A 15,590-nucleotide genomic window follows, 5' to 3' on the forward strand; every position below is an offset into this window, starting at 1 on the left:
CATGGCCACCAAGCGTGACAAGCGAGTGTCGCTGGACGACGTCATCGGCGAACTACGCAGCGGAATGACCATCGGCATCGGTGGCTGGGGTTCTCGGCGCAAGCCGATGGCTCTGGTGCGCGCGTTGCTTCGCTCGGATATCACCGACCTCACCGTCGTCACCTACGGCGGCCCCGACCTCGGCCTGCTGTGCTCAGCGGGCAAGGTGAAGAAGGCGTACTACGGATTCGTCTCACTCGACTCGGCGCCGTTCTACGACCCCTGGTTCGCGAAGGCCCGCACGGGCGGCGAGATCGAGGTCCGGGAAATGGACGAGGGCATGGTCAAGTGTGGCCTCGAAGCCGCGGCGGCACGGTTGCCGTTTCTGCCGATCCGCGCGGGTCTCGGTTCCGACGTCCGCGCCTTCTGGGGCGACGAATTACGCACCGTCACCTCCCCCTACCCCGACGCCTCGGGCAAATCCGAGACACTCATCGCGATGCCCGCACTGAATCTCGATGCGGCGCTGGTACATCTGAATCTCGGCGACAAGCACGGCAACGCCGCATACACCGGTGTCGACCCCTACTTCGACGACCTGTACTGCGCCGCGGCGGAGAAGCGGTTCGTCTCCGTCGAGCGAGTGGTGGAAACCGAGGAACTGGTGAAAACCGTTCCGCTGCAGAATCTCATCCTCAACCGCATGATGGTCGACGGTGTCGTCGAGGCACCCAACGGTGCGCACTTCACGCTCGCCGGCGACAGTTACGGGCGCGACGAGAAGTTCCAGCGGCACTACGCCGAATCGGCGAAAACGCCGGAGTCGTGGCAGAAGTTCGTCGACACCTATCTCTCGGGCAGCGAGGACGACTACCAGGCCGCCGTGAAGAAGTTTGGAGAACACGCATGAGCGAGACGATCACCGAGGTGACTCGCGCAGAATACTGCGCCATCGCCTGCGCCGAAATCTTCTCCGGTGCAGGAGAGATCATGGCCAGCCCCATGGCGATGCTGCCACTGATCGGGGCCCGGCTCGCCAGGCTCACCACCGAACCCGACCTGCTCATCACCGACGGTGAAGCCCTGATCTTCGCCGACACCCCGGCTGTCGGCGCCAAGGCACCGATCGAGGGGTGGATGCCGTTCCGGAAGGTGTTCGACGTCGTCGCATCCGGACGACGCCACGTCGTCATGGGCGCCAACCAGATCGACCGGCACGGCAACCAGAACCTGTCGGCGTTCGGTCCGCTACAACACCCCACGCGCCAGATGTTCGGTGTCCGCGGCGCACCCGGCAACACCATCAACCACCCCACGAGCTACTGGGTGGGCAAGCATTCGTCCCGGGTGTTCTGCGACAAGGTCGACATCGTTTCCGGAGTCGGCTACGACCAGGTCGATCCCGAGAACCCGGCGTTCCGCTTCCTGCACCTGCACCGCGTGGTGAGCAATCTCGGCGTGTTCGACTTCGGCGGACCCGGCCACACGTTCCGCGCGCTGAGCCTCCATCCGGGCGTCACCGCCGACCAGGTCGCGGAGAACACGTCGTTCGAGGTGGCCGGATTGGACGAGGCCGGGGTGACGCGCGAACCGACCGAAGAAGAACTGCACCTGATCCGCGAGGTCCTCGATCCTCGCAGCCTGCGCGACCGGGAGGTGACGGTATGAGCACGCTCCGAACGGCGTTGACGGAACTCGTCGGTGTCGAACATCCGGTGGTCCAGACCGGGATGGGCTGGGTGGCCGGACCGCGACTCGTTGCCGGTACCGCGAACGCCGGCGGACTCGGAATTCTGGCGTCGGCGACCATGACGTACGAGGAACTCGAGGCGGCCATCGCCAAGACCAAGACGTTGACGGACAAGCCATTCGGGGTCAACATCCGTGCCGATGCCACCGACGCCCCGCAACGCATCGACCTGCTGATCCGGGAGAAGGTGCGCGTCGCGTCGTTCGCGCTCGCCCCCAAACAGGAACTGATCGCGAAGCTCAAAGCGGCCGGCGTGGTGGTCATACCGTCGATCGGCGCGGCCAAGCACGCGAAGAAGGTGGCGTCGTGGGGCGCCGACGCGGTGATCGTGCAGGGTGGTGAGGGCGGCGGCCACACCGGACCGGTCGCCACCACCCTGCTGCTGCCCTCGGTGCTCGACGCCGTCGACATCCCCGTCGTCGCCGCGGGCGGCTTCTACGACGGCCGCGGACTGGCTGCGGCGCTGGCCTACGGCGCAGCAGGGGTCGCGATGGGCACCCGCTTCCTCCTCACCCAGGAATCGACCGTGCCCGACTCCGTGAAGCAGGAGTACCTGGCCAAGGGACTGCAGGACACCACGGTGTCGCGGAAGGTCGACGGCATGCCGCACCGGGTCCTCAACACCGAACTGGTCAACAGCCTCGAGCACTCCGGGAATGTGCGCGGACTCGTGGCCGCAGCCCGCAACGCGTCCAGATTCAAGGCGATGACCGGCATGAAATGGTCGACGCTCGTCAAGGACGGCCTCGCCATGAAGAAGTCCAGCGACCGCACCTGGCAGCAGATCATCATGGCCGCCAACACGCCGATGCTGCTCAAGGCCGGGCTCGTCGACGGCAACACCGCCGCCGGTGTCCTGGCGTCGGGTCAGGTAGTGGGGTTACTGGACGATCTGCCCACCTGCAAGGACCTCATCGACGGCATCGTTGCGGATGCCGTCAAACGCATCGACGCCCTGGGCGCACTGAGCTACTGACGTCGGCCTGCGGCGGCCTCTGCTCCAGCACGAACGGGACGTTCGTTCGATCCAACGCAACGTACGTCCCGTTCGTGCAGGTGAAGGGGGAAGGGATCAGCCGGCCGACGCGGCCTTCGCCTCGATCCGCGCCCGGACCTCCGGCCGTCGCAGCGGCGGCACGGTGGGGGGCGGCTGCTTCCGAGGTGGCAGCGCGGCCAACAGTGTGGTGGTGGCAGCGGTGACTATTGCCACGGCCTCCTCGAAGGGCTCGCGGTTGGCGTCCGACACTTTCTGAATCCCGCTGACCTTACGTACGTATTGACGCGCCGCCGCTTCGATCTCCTCCGCGGTGGCTGCCGGTTCGAGTCCGCGCAGTTCGGTGATGTTTCGGCACATGTTTCGACGATAGCGCGGCGCCCTCGACACCGGGCGAATGTACCGTTCGACGCATCTGAGGCGCTGAACGGTACATTCGCCCGCCGTCGGTAGGGGACTTCAGGGCCGGGCGGGTTCCAACGCGTCCTCGGACGCGGGCTCGACCGTCGCGATCGGGCTGACCGCGGTACGCGACCGCGCCGCCACGACTGCGGCGCAGAGAAGGACCACCCCAGCGAGGCATTGCGAGCTTCCGACCACCTCACGCACGGCCGACTCCACCCAGCCCGACGACGAGGACTGCAGTACGTAATTCGGACCGATCAAGAAGACGAGGGTTACCGTGCCGACCACCGGCCGCCAGCTGCGGTAGCGCGGCGCGACGAGGATCGGGATGAGAAGGATGCTGTACGCCCAGTGATGAGTGACGGCGAACGGCGCCGCGAGCAGAGATCCCAACGCGACGATGGACAACGCGATCACATGTTCCCCCGACCGGGTGAACCGGTGAGCCGACCACGCGACAGCTGCGACCACCACGACGACGCACGCCATCCACAGGACACTGGCGAGCCGGCCCTCGACTCCCAGCCGGGCGATCAGACCGGTGAGGGCCTGGTTGCGGAAGAAGTCCGGCGGGCCTGCGCGGCCGGTAGCGAAGAACTCGGTGGTCCAGAACCACACCGACGACTGGGGGAGGAGCCAGAAGCCGAGGCCGATGGTCGCGAGGATTGCAGCGAATGCACGCGCGATGGAGCGGTAATCCCGGCGGACCAGGAGCACCAGGAGAAACGCCGCAGGGGTGATCTTGACAGCCGCCGCCAGACCTATCGCGATGCCACGAAATCGGCGTGGGATCACGCCGGTGCAGTCGGCGACCACCAAAGCCATCAGGATGATGTTGACCTGCCCGAAGCCGAAGTTCGAGCGCATCGGCTCGAGCAGCAGGACCGGACCCAGCGACATCAGTGCGAGGAGGTCCGGACGCCGCATGTCGAGCTTGGCGAACACCACTCGCAGCATCCACCACACGAGCCCGATATTCAGGGCGCACCACAGCACCTGCAGAACCGCCGGGTCGAGTTCTGCCATCGGCGCGAAGAGGATGGCCGCGAAAGGCGCGTAGATGAATCGGAATCCGGAGCTGCTCGGGAAGTCCGCAGAGTAGAGCGGAAGGCCGTTGAGGAATGCGTAACCGGCGTCACGGAACACGGAGAGATCCATGAGGTAGCCCGTCGCCGCCTCGTACTCGCGGTAGGCCACCAGCGCGAGCGAAAAGACGGCTGCAAGGACCGCGACGGCGTGAAAGCCATATGTCCTGAACTTCGAGTCACTTCGTAACAAGGATCTGTTCTCTCATGATCGGCGTCGTCGTCAATGTCCTACCGTAGCGGTCCGTGACTCAATCGTGACAAAGTCAGGGTGATGGCGCCCGAAATGCCCGCTTCCGGCCACGTGCGCGTTCCGCCTCGCTCAGCAGAAACCCGTCCCCTTCGTTGCCCAGCGGGAGCACACTGCTTCTAGACCCACACTGACTCGAGACCATCGAAAGCTGGAGGGTGGACAGTGACGACGACGCCTTCGACTGCCGGGCCACGACGGGTGTCGGCACCCCGCGGGCCGGAACTCACCACGCTCGGCTGGCCGCAGGAGGCCGCGTTGCGGATGCTGATGAACAACCTCGATCCCGAGGTTGCCGAGCACCCCGACTCCCTCGTCGTCTACGGCGGGACCGGCAAGGCCGCGCGCAGCTGGGACGCCTTCGAGGCGATGGTCAGGACGCTCCGGACCCTGAAGTCGGACGAGACGATGCTGGTGCAGTCCGGGAAACCGGTCGGGGTGTTCCGCACGCACGAGTGGGCGCCCCGGGTGCTCCTCGCCAACTCCAACCTGGTGGGTGACTGGGCCAACTGGGAGGAGTTCCGGCGGCTCGAGGCACTCGGGCTGATGATGTACGGCCAGATGACAGCGGGTTCCTGGATCTACATCGGCACGCAGGGCATCCTTCAGGGCACGTACGAGACTTTCGGCGCGGTGGCCCGCTCCCGCTTCGGTGGCACGCTCGCGGGAACGATCACCCTGACCGCGGGCCTGGGCGGGATGGGCGGCGCGCAACCGCTCGCGGTCACGATGAACGAGGGCGTGGCGATCTGCGTCGATTGCGACGTCACCCGCATCGATCGCCGGATCGCACTCGACTACCTCGACGTCAAGGCCGCAGACATCTCGGAGGCGCTGGCTCTCGCGGTGGAAGCCCGCGACGCGAGGCGTCCCCTGTCCATCGGTCTGGAGGGCAATGCTGCCGAGGTGCTCCCCGAGTTGCTGGCCAGAAAGGCACCGATCGACATCGTCACCGACCAGACCTCCGCGCACGACCCGCTGTCGTATCTGCCGCTCGGAATGGACTTCAGTGACATGAAGAGGATGGCGGAGAAGGACCCGGTGACGTTCACCGAGGACGCCAGGGCGTCGATGGCCCGCCATGTGGCCGCGATGGTGGGGTTTCTCGATCGGGGCGCCGTGGTGTTCGACTACGGCAACTCGATCCGGGACGAGGCGCGCAAGGCCGGTTACGACCGCGCATTCGACTTCCCCGGATTCGTTCCCGCGTATATCCGGCCGCTGTTCGAGGAGGGGCGGGGACCGTTCCGCTGGGCCGCGTTGTCCGGTGATCCCGCAGATATCGCCGTCACCGACTCCGCGATCCTCGATCTCTTCCCCGACAACGAGCACCTGCGCCGGTGGATCACACTGGCCGGGCAGCGAGTGGCCTTTCAGGGTCTGCCCGCCCGCATCTGCTGGCTCGGGTACGGCGAGCGGCACCTCGCGGGTGTGCGGTTCAACGAGATGGTGGCCTCCGGTGAGGTGTCGGCGCCCATCGTGATCGGCCGCGACCACCTCGATTCGGGGTCGGTCGCCTCGCCGTACCGCGAAACCGAAGCGATGGCGGACGGCTCCGACGCCGTCGCCGACTGGCCTTTGCTCAACGCACTGCTCAACACTGCGTCCGGTGCGTCGTGGGTGTCGATCCACCAGGGCGGCGGCGTCGGGATGGGGCGGTCCATCCACGCCGGGCAGGTCTGTGTCGCGGACGGCACCGAACTGGCGGCGCAGAAACTGACGCGGGTGCTCACCAACGACCCCGGAACGGGAATCGTCCGGCACGTCGACGCCGGGTACGAACACGCCGCCGACATCGCCAGGGAGCGCGGTGTGCGCATACCGATGTCCGAAGGGTGAGGGTGCGTCGTGACGACGAACGCCGCCCGCTCGACGGTCCTCACCAACATCGGCATGCTGGTGACCAACGACCCGGGCGCCGGAGCCGGTCCGCTCGGACTGATCCGCGACGCGGCCGTCGTATTCGACGGTGGCACAGTGGCGTGGGTGGGGCCCTCGGGAACCGCCCCGAGCGCCGATACCGGACACGATCTCGGCGGCCGGGCCGTCCTCCCGGGTTTCGTCGAGAGCCACGCGCACCTGGTCTTCGGCGGCGAACGTGCCGAGGAGTTCGCCGCGCGCATGGCCGGGCACGCGTATGCCGCGGGCGGGATCCGCACCACGATCGAAGCGACACGATCCGCGACCGACGAAGAACTACAGGCGAATTCGCGTCGCCTTCTCGCCGAAGCGCTGCGGTCGGGCAGCACCACCGTCGAATGCAAGACCGGGTACGGCCAGACGGTCGGACACGAACTGCGCTGCACCCGGATCGCGGCGTCGCTCACCGACGAGGTCACATTGCTCGCCGCGCACGTGCCGCCGCCCGAATACGAAGGGCGCACCGACGACTACGTCACCATGGTGTGCGCAGAGATGATCGACGCGTGTGCAAGCGAGGCGAAGTGGATCGACGTCTTCTGCGAGAGAGGGGCATTCGACCGGGACCAGGCACGCGCGGTCCTCACTGCCGGGATGGAGAGAGGCCTGATCCCGCGGGTACACGGAAATCAGCTCGGCCAGGGACCGGGCGTCCAGTTGGCAGTGGAGCTGGGAGCCGCGTCCGTCGACCATGTCTGCTACACCACGCAGTCCGACCGTGACGCCCTGGCCGGAAGTTCCACAGTGGCGACTCTCCTTCCGGCAGCGGACTTCTCGACCCGGAACAAGTACCCCGACGCCCGCGCCCTGATCGACGCCGGGGTGACAGTGGCACTCGGCGCGGACTGCAATCCCGGGACGAGCTACACCACCAGCCTGCCGTTCTGCATCGCCCTCGCGGTGCGAGACATGCACATGACACCGGACGAGGCCGTCTGGGCTGCCACAGCCGGGGGTGCACGGGCACTGCGACGAGACGACGTCGGGGTGTTGCGTCCCGGCGCCCGTGCCGACGCCCTGGCCCTCGATGCACCGTCGTATCTGCATCTCGCCTATCGCCCGGGCGTCCCCCTGGTCACCGACGTGTGGCGCCGCGGCGTCCTCGCATACTCGGCCACCCGGTGCCGGCCGTGAACGTGCCCATTCCGGTGTCCACTCCCCCGCCGACCTGGTCGGGGCGAGTGGACGGCTCCACGTCGGAGCACCTGCGCTGGCATCAGGTGGTCACACCGTTCGATCCCGCAGCCGAACCGGGGGCGACCGTGCTTCTCGGTTTCGCGAGTGACGAAGGGGTGGCACGAAACAAGGGGCGGCGGGGGGCGGCGGGCGGACCGGACGCGTTGCGGTCCGCACTTTCCTCCATGGCGCTGCCCCACCCGATTCGGGCGTACGACGTCGGCACCATCGCAGTCGTCGATGATCGGCTCGAGGCCGGGCAGGAGGCGCTCGCGGCGGCCGTCGTCACCGTTCTCGACGCGGGTCACTTCCCGGTCGTCCTCGGCGGCGGGCACGAAATGGCGTACGGGACGTACCTCGGTCTGGCCCGGTCCGCGCTGAGAACCCCGGATCGGCGAATCGGAATCCTCAACGTGGACGCGCACTTCGATCTCCGCCCCGGTCCAGTGGCGACGTCGGGAACGCCGTTCCGTCAGATACTCGAGCGCGAAGGTGCCGCCGGAACCTCAGTGCAGTACTCGGTGATCGGCATCGCCCAGCCGAGTAACACGACAGCGCTGTTCGACACCGCCCGGCGACTCGGTGTGCGCTATCTGTCGGACGACGACTCGTTCGACCGGACAGCTTTGCGAGCGTTTGTCCTCGAATTCCTGGCGGGCGTGGACCTCGTCTACCTGACCATCGATCTCGACGCTCTGCCCGCTGCAGTCGCACCGGGAGTGAGTGCGCCCGCCGCGTTCGGCATTCCGGCCGAGACGGTGCAGTTCATCTGCGACACCGTTTCCGTCAGTGGAAAACTCGCCGTCTGCGAAGTGGCCGAACTCAATCCTGTCTACGACATCGACCAGCGCACCGCACGCACCGCGGCACGGCTGATTCACCGACTGGTGATCGGTCGGTCGAAATGACGCCGCAGGCGACGGTGCCGGTGACCGAAGAGGGCGTGCACCACGCGACCGATCAAGGGCGCCATCACGGCCATCGGAGTACGAAGTTCGAACGTGATCCGATCAGAAATCCGAGTACGACCGTCCTCGCACGGAGTAAGAGTGCGTTCGTGCTCCCAACGACGCATGCTGAGCATCGTCGACTTCTCGTGGAACCGTCGTCCCCGATCGAGCTCGGCAATGGTCAGGGCGTCGTAGTCGAAGGGCAGAATGCCGAACAGCTTGAGCCAGGCGCGGCCGATGGGGTCGCCCACGGGAACAGTGTCGATGGTGATCGACCCGGCGCCGCGGGGCAGACTCATCGTCAACCAGGGCCGCAACTCGTCGTTGATGCCCTCGGGGCTCACCACCCGGCCCCAGACCCGGTCCATGGGTGCATCAACAGTCGATTCTCGCTCGATGATCACGGGATTCATTCCGGCAACCCACCGAGCATGCCGGTCAGCGACCGCAGACAGAGGTCCCGAAGCTCGCTTTCGCGGATCGACGGATGATCGAGCCAATCCATACACACCGCCCGGACGAAGGCGATCCAACCGCGCACCGCGACACCGATGAGCTCACGGTCCTCCGCCGGTGGGTCGAGGGCGTCGACGATCCGGCGTTGCTGCGCGTCGAGTTCGCGCTCGACGATGGCCCGGATGTCGGCATCCGCCGACAGGGCACCGAAGTTGACCGCCCGCACGCCGTGTCGATGGCTGGCGACATGCTCGAGATACGCGTCGAGGCCCGCCGCCACCTGCTCTTCGACGGGTAACGACGGGTCGGGGGCAGTGGCCGCCAGAAGCCGTTCGGACTCGCGCTCGACGATGGCCGCGAAGAAGTCTCGTTTCGTCGGGAAGTAGTGGTACATCAACCCACGCGACACCTCGGCGAGCTCGGCGACCTCCTCGATCCACACGTCCTCGTACGGCCGGTCGGCGAACAAACGCGCGCCGATGTCGAGTAGCTGCGTCCGCCGCTGTTCGGGGTCGAGGCGGCGGCGGGCACTGGTCATGCTGACTCACGCTACTACTTGACACCGATTCAGTAAGGCGTACCTTGCGTACTAGACATCAATTCAGTAGTGCGTGACACACCGGGGGCAATATGAGCGTCGAATCACTTCGCGAGCGCGACACCGCGGCCATTCCTCATCCCCGCTGGCGACTACCGGTACTCGGTGACGTGCTCGGCATCAACATCCGCACTCCATTGCAGAATTCGATGGAGATCGGGAAGACGCTCGGGCCCATCTTCGAACGCGACGTCCTCGGTAACCGCTTCGTGTTCGCCTCGGGCGCTGACATGGTGGCGGAACTGTCGGACGAGTCCCGTTTCGCCAAACACCTCGCTCCCGGCGTCGCCTCCTTACGGGAGTTGGGCGGAGACGGGCTGTTCACCGCCTACAACCACGAGCCCAATTGGAGCAAGGCACACAACCTGCTCGCGCCGGCTTTCACGAAGCCGGCGATGCGCTCGTACCACCGTACGATGCTCGACGTCGCCGACGAGTTGACCCAGTACTGGGACCGCCGCACTGACGGCACACCCGTGGACGTGTCTTCGGACATGACCAAGCTGACCCTCGAGACGATCGGCCGCACGGGCTTCAGCTATTCGTTCGACTCGTTCGAGCGTCCACGTCCGCACCCATTCGTGCAGGCCATGGTGGGCGCACTCAGCCATTCGCAGCGGACGACGTTCGTGAAGACGTCCGCGCTCGGGCGTCTCCTGACGCGCCGGGCGGATCGCCGCAATGCGAGGAATCTGGAGTATCTGGCCGAAGTGGTCGACGAGGTGATCCGGGCCCGCCGAGGCAGCGGCGACGCAGGCCCTGAGGACCTACTCGAACTGATGTTGCGGGCGGCCAGGGAAGATCACCCCGACAAGATCGACGAGTTGAACATCCGTCATCAGGTGGTCACCTTCCTCGTCGCGGGACACGAGACGACTTCCGGCGCGCTGTCTTTCGCCCTCTACTACCTCTCTCGTCACCCCGAGGTGCTTGCGAAGGCCCGCGCCGAGGTCGACGAGGTGTGGGGCGAGGAGACACCGGAGTTCGAGCAGATCGCCAAATTGCGATATGTGCGACGAGTGCTCGACGAGTCACTGCGCCTGTGGCCCACGGCGCCCGCCTACGGCAGGGAGGCCACCGTCGACACCACTCTCGTCGGCAAGTATCCGATGAAGGTCGGCGACTGGGTCCTCGTTCTCATCCCCGCGCTGCACCGCGACCCCGTCTGGGGGGACGATCCCGAGGCCTTCGACCCCGACAACTTCTTGCCCGAACGCATCCGGTCGCGTCCCGCGCACGTATACAAGCCTTTCGGCACCGGCGAGCGTGCCTGCATCGGAAGACAATTCGCGATACACGAGGCCGTGCTCGTTCTCGGGACCATTCTGCGCCGCTATGACATCGTGGGTGATCCGGACTATCAGTTGAAGATCGCCGAGCGGCTCACCCTCATGCCCGAGGGCTTCACGCTCCAGCTGCGACGCCGCTGACCCTCCGACTGCCGCGGTGTGACGATCGGAGGGTCCGGCAAGCTCACCCCGTTGCGCGCGCGAGCGCCTCGTCGACGACATACTCCGCGATGGCAAGCGAGGACGTCGCACCCGGGGAGGGCGCGTTCCGGACGTGAATGACGCGGTGCGCCCCGGTGATGACGAAGTCGTCCTCGAGGCTTCCGTCGGCGTTCATGGCCTGGGCCCGTATCCCCCGGGGACCACGGGTGACGTCCGCGCGACGCACATCGGGCACGTACTTCTGCGCCTCCCGCACGAACGCCTCCGCACTGAGGACGGTGCGGGCTTCACGCACGGCTGCCGCTACGTTCCCTCGGGCGAACCGCCAGAACCCCGCGAATCCGATCGCCGACGCGGTATCGCGCACCGACCAGTCCCGCCGCGTGTACGCCTCCCTTCCTGGTGCAAGGAAAGCGTTCGGGCCGAGCATGATCCGGCCGTCGATCCGTTTCGTGAGATGGACGCCGAGGAACGGATAGCGAGGGTCCGGCACCGGATAGATCAGTCCCTTCACCAGCGACGAACGCTCAGGTTGCAACAGGAAGTAGTCGCCGGAGAACGGGACTACGCGCGGTGATCTCGACTCACCGGACAGTACCGCGACTCGGTCCGACTGCAAGCCGGCGCAGGTGATCACCAGATCGAACGACTCGGTCCCGCGGGAGGTGGTGACCACGGCCTCCCGCGCCCGGCTTTCCAGCCCCACCACTTCGGTCCCTAGTCGTACCCGCCCACCGGCCGCGCCGATGTCTCCGGCGAGCGCCTCCGCCACCGCGACGTAGTCGATGATCGCAGTTCTCGGGGAATGAATTGCGGCGACGCCGCGTGCGTGCGGTTCGATGTCCCGAATCGCGCCGCCGTCGAGCAACCGGACGTCCGGCACCCCGTTTGAAACGGCACGCTCGAAAATGGCGTTCATACGAGCGATCTCACTGGAATCGTGGGCGATCACCACTTTGCCGCATTCCTCGTAGCGCACACCCTTCTCCTGTGCATACTGCCGGAGCAGGGTGACACCACGCAGACACAGCCGGGCCTTGAGGCTGCCGGGAGTGTAGTAGAGACCGGCGTGGACGACTCCACTGTTGTGGCCGGTCTGATGGGCCGCGACACAGGTCTCCTTCTCGAACAGCGTCAACTCGAGGCCGTCGATCCGGTGCAGAAGTTCCCGGGCGACCGCCAGACCGATGATGCCGCCGCCGACGACGGCCGCACGAACTTTCGCCATGAGCACCCCTCCATATACCGCATTCGAGATATCATCGATGGTATGTCGACCGAACCTCGGCGCACTGCCTTTCCCGGATTGGAACACCTGTCCGGCCGGCGTCGAGCGCTCCTGGACGAATTGGTCGCCACCCGGCTCGAGCACGGACTGACCCAGACCGACATCGCGGCACAGATGGGCACGTCGCAGTCCGCGATAGCCCGCCTCGAGCGCGGTGACATCGATCCTCGGCTCTCGACGCTCGAACGGTATGCAGCGGCCGTCGGCCGGACTGTCGATTGGACGATCTCTGCACAACGGGAGTCATCACCATGATCTGGCCACCACCCTCACCGCCGCCCGTCCCGCCGTTCCACACACCGTGGCAACCGGATCCGCGGCAGCCACCCGCGCCGATGCACGTCACGTCGGTCCCCGCTCCCAGTTCCGACTGGCTCACCGAGCGCCTGTTCGATCAACGAATCGTGACGTTGACCGGCCGGCTCGACAGCGAGGCCACCAACCGCGCTGCTGCGTCACTCGCCCTGCTCGACGCATCCGACGACGGGCCGGTACAGGTGTGGCTGCGCAGCGTCGACGCCGATGTCGACGCGGCCGCCGCGCTGCTCGACACGTTGGATCTGATGAGCGTGCCGCTGCACGTCCACTGCCAGGGCGCCGTCGCGAGCGTAGCGGTCGCGCTCCTGTCTCCCGCCGAGAGGCGGACGGCAGCACCTCATGCCACCTTCCACCTCCGCGAACCGCGGACCACGTGTGCCGGCTCGGCATCGGACATCGCCACTGCCACCGAACACCACTCGCGGCAGCTACGCCGACTGCAGGGTCGTATCGCCGAATCCTGTGGACGTCCCGTCGACACGGTGATCGACGACATGCGCGCACACCGAATCCTCTCCGCGGACGAGGCGCGGGACTACGGGTTGATCGACATCGTCACCGGCGCTCGCGCCGCCGAAGAGGAGTAGCCGGGCGTCGCCACGCAGGCCTCTTGCGCCCGGGACCTCGACCGGAGAATCATCCGAGGATGACGGTCGAACGATCGCGCATCACGGTTCACGGGGTCGTGCAGGGCGTCGGGTTCCGCCCATTCGTCGCCCGCCTCGCCGATGACCTCGGTGTGAGCGGCCACTGCGGCAACGACGACGTCAGCGTGTTCATCGAGGTGGAAGGTCCCGCCGCGTCGCTGTCGGAGTTCACCCACCGGCTCCGCGCGGACGCGCCGCCGATGGCGGTCATCGTGGACGTGGCCGTCGAAGCGGTACCGCTGCGGGGCGACGACTCGTTCCGGATCATCGACAGCCGTCACGTCGCCGGTGCGAGAACCCTTGTCTCACCTGACGTGGCGACGTGCGCGGATTGCCTCCGCGAGCTGGGTGATCCGCAGGACCGCCGGTACCGCCACCCGTTCATCAACTGCACGAACTGTGGACCTCGTTTCACCGTGATCACCGACCTGCCCTACGACCGGCCCAACACGACGATGGCCGAGTTCCCGTTGTGTGAGCGGTGCTCGGCCGAGTATCGCGACCCCGGTGATCGCCGGTTCCACGCGCAGCCGGTCTGCTGCCCCGACTGCGGTCCGCACCTGTTCGCCGAAGTGGACGGTGAACGTCTCACGGGCGATGACACCGTACTGCTCGCCGTGCAGCGGGCGCTGCAGGGCGGGAGGATCGTCGCGGTCAAGGGTCTCGGCGGGTTCCATCTCGTCTGCGACGCTTCCGACAGCGCGGCGGTCGCGACCCTCCGCAAGCGCAAGCATCGGCCGGACAAGCCGTTCGCGGTGATGACGGCCGACCTTTCCGTGGCGCGGGAACTGTGCCGGATCTCCGAGTTCGAGACTGCCCTGCTGCAGCATCCGGCCCGGCCGATCGTCCTGCTGCGCAAGCACGACTCGACTTCCGTGTCCGAGGGCATCGCTCCCGGCATCGACGACCTCGGTGTGATGCTCCCCTACACGCCGCTGCACCATCTGCTGTTCGCGCGCATCCCGGGCGGCCGGGTGGCACCGCCGCGGACGCTGGTGATGACCTCCGGCAATCTCAGCGGTGAACCGCTGTGCTTCGACAACGACGATGCGCGCACGCGGCTTCGGAGTGTCGCGGATGTGTTCCTGATGCACGACCGCCGCATCGCCGTGCCGTGCGAGGACTCGGTGCTGTCGGTGGACGGGGACACCGTCCTGCCGATCCGGCGATCCCGCGGCTATGCACCACTGCCGGTCGTACTCCCGGAGCACAGTCCGGAGGTGCTGGCGGTCGGTGCCGAGATCAAGAACACCTTCTGCCTTACCCGGCAGGACTACGCCTTCTGTTCGGCGCACCTGGGCGACATGGGCAGTCTCGAAAGTCTGCGGGCGTTCGAGACGTCGGTGCAGCAGTTGACGCACCTCCACGGAATCTCGCCCGAGGCAGTGATCGCCGATGCGCATCCCGGATACTCGACCCATCACTGGGCGCAGCGGTACAGCGAGCTGACCGGCACCCGTCTGCACACCGTCCAACACCATCACGCACACGTCGCGTCACTGATGGCGGAACAGGGATTGCTGGGCACAACGGTGCTGGGTGTGGCCTTCGACGGCACCGGATACGGCTGCGACGGCACGGTGTGGGGCGGTGAAATCCTCCGCGTCGGCCCCGACGTGCTGAGCACCCGGCGTCTGGGACACCTGCAGCCCTTCTCCCTCCCCGGCGGTGATGCCGCCGTCCGCAACCCGGCGCGGGTGGCACTCGCCCTCCTGCACGAGGCCGGGATCGGGAACCTCGACGGACTCCCCTGCACAGACGCGCTGCCGGCAGCAGAACGCGCGGCGGTCGCGTCACAACTGGTGTCGGGCAGGGGCTGCGTCAGGACCACCAGCGCGGGCCGTCTGTTCGACGGGGTCTCCTCCCTACTGGGTGTTCGTCACCGCGTCACCTACGAGGGGCAGGCCGCCATCGAACTCGAGGCGCTCGCTCGCACCACCACTCACCCCGCCCCGCTCACCATGGACGTGGACGGCGACCAGATCGGGATCCATTCACTTCTGTCGGGCCTGATCGCGGGTGTCCACGGGGGGACGCCTCCCGCGGAACTGGCACTCGGTTTCCACCATGCCCTGGCCGAGGCCACCGCCACGCTCGTCGACCTCGCCGTCGCCACCACCGGCATTACCACGATCGGACTGACCGGTGGAGTCTTTCAAAACCGTTTATTCCTCGGTCTGTTGAGAGCACACTGGAAGAGCAGCGGTTATCGAGTCCTCACCCACCACCGGGTGCCTCCCAACGACGGAGGGCTCTCCCTCGGCCAGGCGGTGATCGGTGCCGCGGCGACCATGCGCGGACCGTGACGTCGGTAGCCCCGACC

15 protein-coding genes are annotated in these 15,590 nt (G+C 66.8%); 10 read left to right on the plus strand and 5 right to left on the minus strand.

The genetic code is table 11. The features are described from left to right. The first annotated feature begins 1 nt into the window (after position 1). The 3 genes from ipdA to ipdC are packed head-to-tail and all read left to right on the plus strand — an operon-like array spanning position 2 to position 2,705. Positions 2 to 889, plus strand: a complete 888-nt coding sequence (gene ipdA / locus R4P95_RS05260) for a cholesterol ring-cleaving hydrolase subunit IpdA (RefSeq protein WP_317743781.1) — start codon at positions 2 to 4, stop codon at positions 887 to 889. Beyond that, positions 886 to 1,647, plus strand: coding sequence for a cholesterol ring-cleaving hydrolase subunit IpdB (gene ipdB / locus R4P95_RS05265; protein WP_317743783.1), 762 nt, complete (start codon positions 886 to 888; stop codon positions 1,645 to 1,647). Before ipdA ends, ipdB begins: the two co-directional genes overlap by 4 nt. Beyond that, positions 1,644 to 2,705: a (3aS,4S,5R,7aS)-5-hydroxy-7a-methyl-1-oxo-octahydro-1H-indene-4-carboxyl-CoA dehydrogenase gene (ipdC, locus tag R4P95_RS05270; RefSeq protein WP_317743784.1), complete on the plus strand. Its 1,062-nt coding sequence runs from the start codon at positions 1,644 to 1,646 to the stop codon at positions 2,703 to 2,705. Before ipdB ends, ipdC begins: the two co-directional genes overlap by 4 nt. A gap of 96 nt (positions 2,706 to 2,801) precedes the next feature. Here ipdC and R4P95_RS05275 read toward each other — a convergent pair whose 3' ends face one another. Together R4P95_RS05275 and R4P95_RS05280 are read right to left on the minus strand one after the other, a co-directional pair. Next, positions 2,802 to 3,083: a DUF2277 family protein gene (locus R4P95_RS05275; RefSeq protein ID WP_109326834.1), complete on the minus strand. Its 282-nt coding sequence runs from the start codon at positions 3,081 to 3,083 to the stop codon at positions 2,802 to 2,804. A 99-nt stretch (positions 3,084 to 3,182) separates the two neighbouring features. Beyond that, positions 3,183 to 4,406 (minus strand): glycosyltransferase family 87 protein, encoded by a 1,224-nt coding sequence (locus tag R4P95_RS05280; protein ID WP_317743785.1) that lies wholly within the window; start codon positions 4,404 to 4,406, stop codon positions 3,183 to 3,185. 222 nt (positions 4,407 to 4,628) lie between these two features. On the opposite strand from R4P95_RS05280, the gene hutU reads away from it, so the two are divergent. The 3 genes from hutU to hutG are packed head-to-tail and all read left to right on the plus strand — an operon-like array spanning position 4,629 to position 8,467. Next, complete coding sequence (gene hutU / locus R4P95_RS05285) at positions 4,629 to 6,302, plus strand: urocanate hydratase (RefSeq protein WP_213573797.1); 1,674 nt, start codon at positions 4,629 to 4,631, stop codon at positions 6,300 to 6,302. Between the two features lie 9 nt (positions 6,303 to 6,311). After that, positions 6,312 to 7,517 (plus strand): imidazolonepropionase, encoded by a 1,206-nt coding sequence (gene hutI, locus R4P95_RS05290; protein WP_317743786.1) that lies wholly within the window; start codon positions 6,312 to 6,314, stop codon positions 7,515 to 7,517. 2 nt (positions 7,518 to 7,519) lie between these two features. Continuing rightward, complete coding sequence (gene hutG / locus R4P95_RS05295; protein ID WP_213578307.1) at positions 7,520 to 8,467, plus strand: formimidoylglutamase; 948 nt, start codon at positions 7,520 to 7,522, stop codon at positions 8,465 to 8,467. Here the strand turns inward: hutG and R4P95_RS05300 are convergent. Both R4P95_RS05300 and R4P95_RS05305 read right to left on the minus strand, forming a co-directional pair. Then, the gene (locus R4P95_RS05300) at positions 8,437 to 8,913 is read right to left on the minus strand and encodes a hypothetical protein (protein WP_317743952.1); all 477 of its coding nucleotides are present in this window, start codon (positions 8,911 to 8,913) and stop codon (positions 8,437 to 8,439) included. The two genes, hutG and R4P95_RS05300, sit on opposite strands and share 31 nt — an antisense overlap. Positions 8,914 to 8,918: 5 nt before the next feature. Then, positions 8,919 to 9,503, minus strand: a complete 585-nt coding sequence (locus tag R4P95_RS05305; protein WP_317743787.1) for a TetR/AcrR family transcriptional regulator — start codon at positions 9,501 to 9,503, stop codon at positions 8,919 to 8,921. Positions 9,504 to 9,595: 92 nt separating this feature from the next. On the opposite strand from R4P95_RS05305, the gene R4P95_RS05310 reads away from it, so the two are divergent. After that, the gene (locus R4P95_RS05310) at positions 9,596 to 10,993 is read left to right on the plus strand and encodes a cytochrome P450 (RefSeq protein WP_213573803.1); all 1,398 of its coding nucleotides are present in this window, start codon (positions 9,596 to 9,598) and stop codon (positions 10,991 to 10,993) included. A 43-nt stretch (positions 10,994 to 11,036) separates the two neighbouring features. Here the strand turns inward: R4P95_RS05310 and lhgO are convergent, their stop codons facing one another. After that, positions 11,037 to 12,242, minus strand: coding sequence for an L-2-hydroxyglutarate oxidase (lhgO, locus tag R4P95_RS05315; protein WP_317743789.1), 1,206 nt, complete (start codon positions 12,240 to 12,242; stop codon positions 11,037 to 11,039). 42 nt (positions 12,243 to 12,284) lie between these two features. Between lhgO and R4P95_RS05320 the strand changes: the two genes are divergently transcribed. From R4P95_RS05320 to hypF, 3 genes are all read left to right on the plus strand, one after another. Then, on the plus strand, positions 12,285 to 12,557 hold the full coding sequence (locus R4P95_RS05320) for a helix-turn-helix domain-containing protein (protein WP_208962680.1): 273 nt from the start codon (positions 12,285 to 12,287) through the stop codon (positions 12,555 to 12,557). Between the two features lie 80 nt (positions 12,558 to 12,637). Next, entirely contained in the window at positions 12,638 to 13,207 is a 570-nt protein-coding gene (locus tag R4P95_RS05325) for an ATP-dependent Clp protease proteolytic subunit (RefSeq protein ID WP_213578309.1), read from the plus strand. 59 nt (positions 13,208 to 13,266) lie between these two features. Beyond that, positions 13,267 to 15,573: a carbamoyltransferase HypF gene (hypF, locus tag R4P95_RS05330; protein ID WP_317743790.1), complete on the plus strand. Its 2,307-nt coding sequence runs from the start codon at positions 13,267 to 13,269 to the stop codon at positions 15,571 to 15,573. Positions 15,574 to 15,590: the final 17 nt, after the last annotated feature.

This window comes from Rhodococcus sp. IEGM 27 (assembly GCF_033142305.1).
In the GTDB taxonomy this organism is placed as follows: Bacteria; Actinomycetota; Actinomycetes; order Mycobacteriales; family Mycobacteriaceae; genus Rhodococcus_F; species Rhodococcus_F oxybenzonivorans.

Coding starts and splice junctions, on each gene's coding strand:
- ipdA (WP_317743781.1), top strand. CDS start 2: ATGGCCACCAAGCGTGACAAGCGAGTGTCGCTGGACGACGTCATCGGC.
- ipdB (WP_317743783.1), top strand. CDS start 886: ATGAGCGAGACGATCACCGAGGTGACTCGCGCAGAATACTGCGCCATC.
- ipdC (WP_317743784.1), top strand. CDS start 1,644: ATGAGCACGCTCCGAACGGCGTTGACGGAACTCGTCGGTGTCGAACAT.
- R4P95_RS05275 (WP_109326834.1), bottom strand. CDS start 3,083: ATGTGCCGAAACATCACCGAACTGCGCGGACTCGAACCGGCAGCCACC.
- R4P95_RS05305 (WP_317743787.1), bottom strand. CDS start 9,503: ATGACCAGTGCCCGCCGCCGCCTCGACCCCGAACAGCGGCGGACGCAG.
- R4P95_RS05310 (WP_213573803.1), top strand. CDS start 9,596: ATGAGCGTCGAATCACTTCGCGAGCGCGACACCGCGGCCATTCCTCAT.
- lhgO (WP_317743789.1), bottom strand. CDS start 12,242: ATGGCGAAAGTTCGTGCGGCCGTCGTCGGCGGCGGCATCATCGGTCTG.
- R4P95_RS05320 (WP_208962680.1), top strand. CDS start 12,285: ATGTCGACCGAACCTCGGCGCACTGCCTTTCCCGGATTGGAACACCTG.
- R4P95_RS05325 (WP_213578309.1), top strand. CDS start 12,638: ATGCACGTCACGTCGGTCCCCGCTCCCAGTTCCGACTGGCTCACCGAG.
- hypF (WP_317743790.1), top strand. CDS start 13,267: ATGACGGTCGAACGATCGCGCATCACGGTTCACGGGGTCGTGCAGGGC.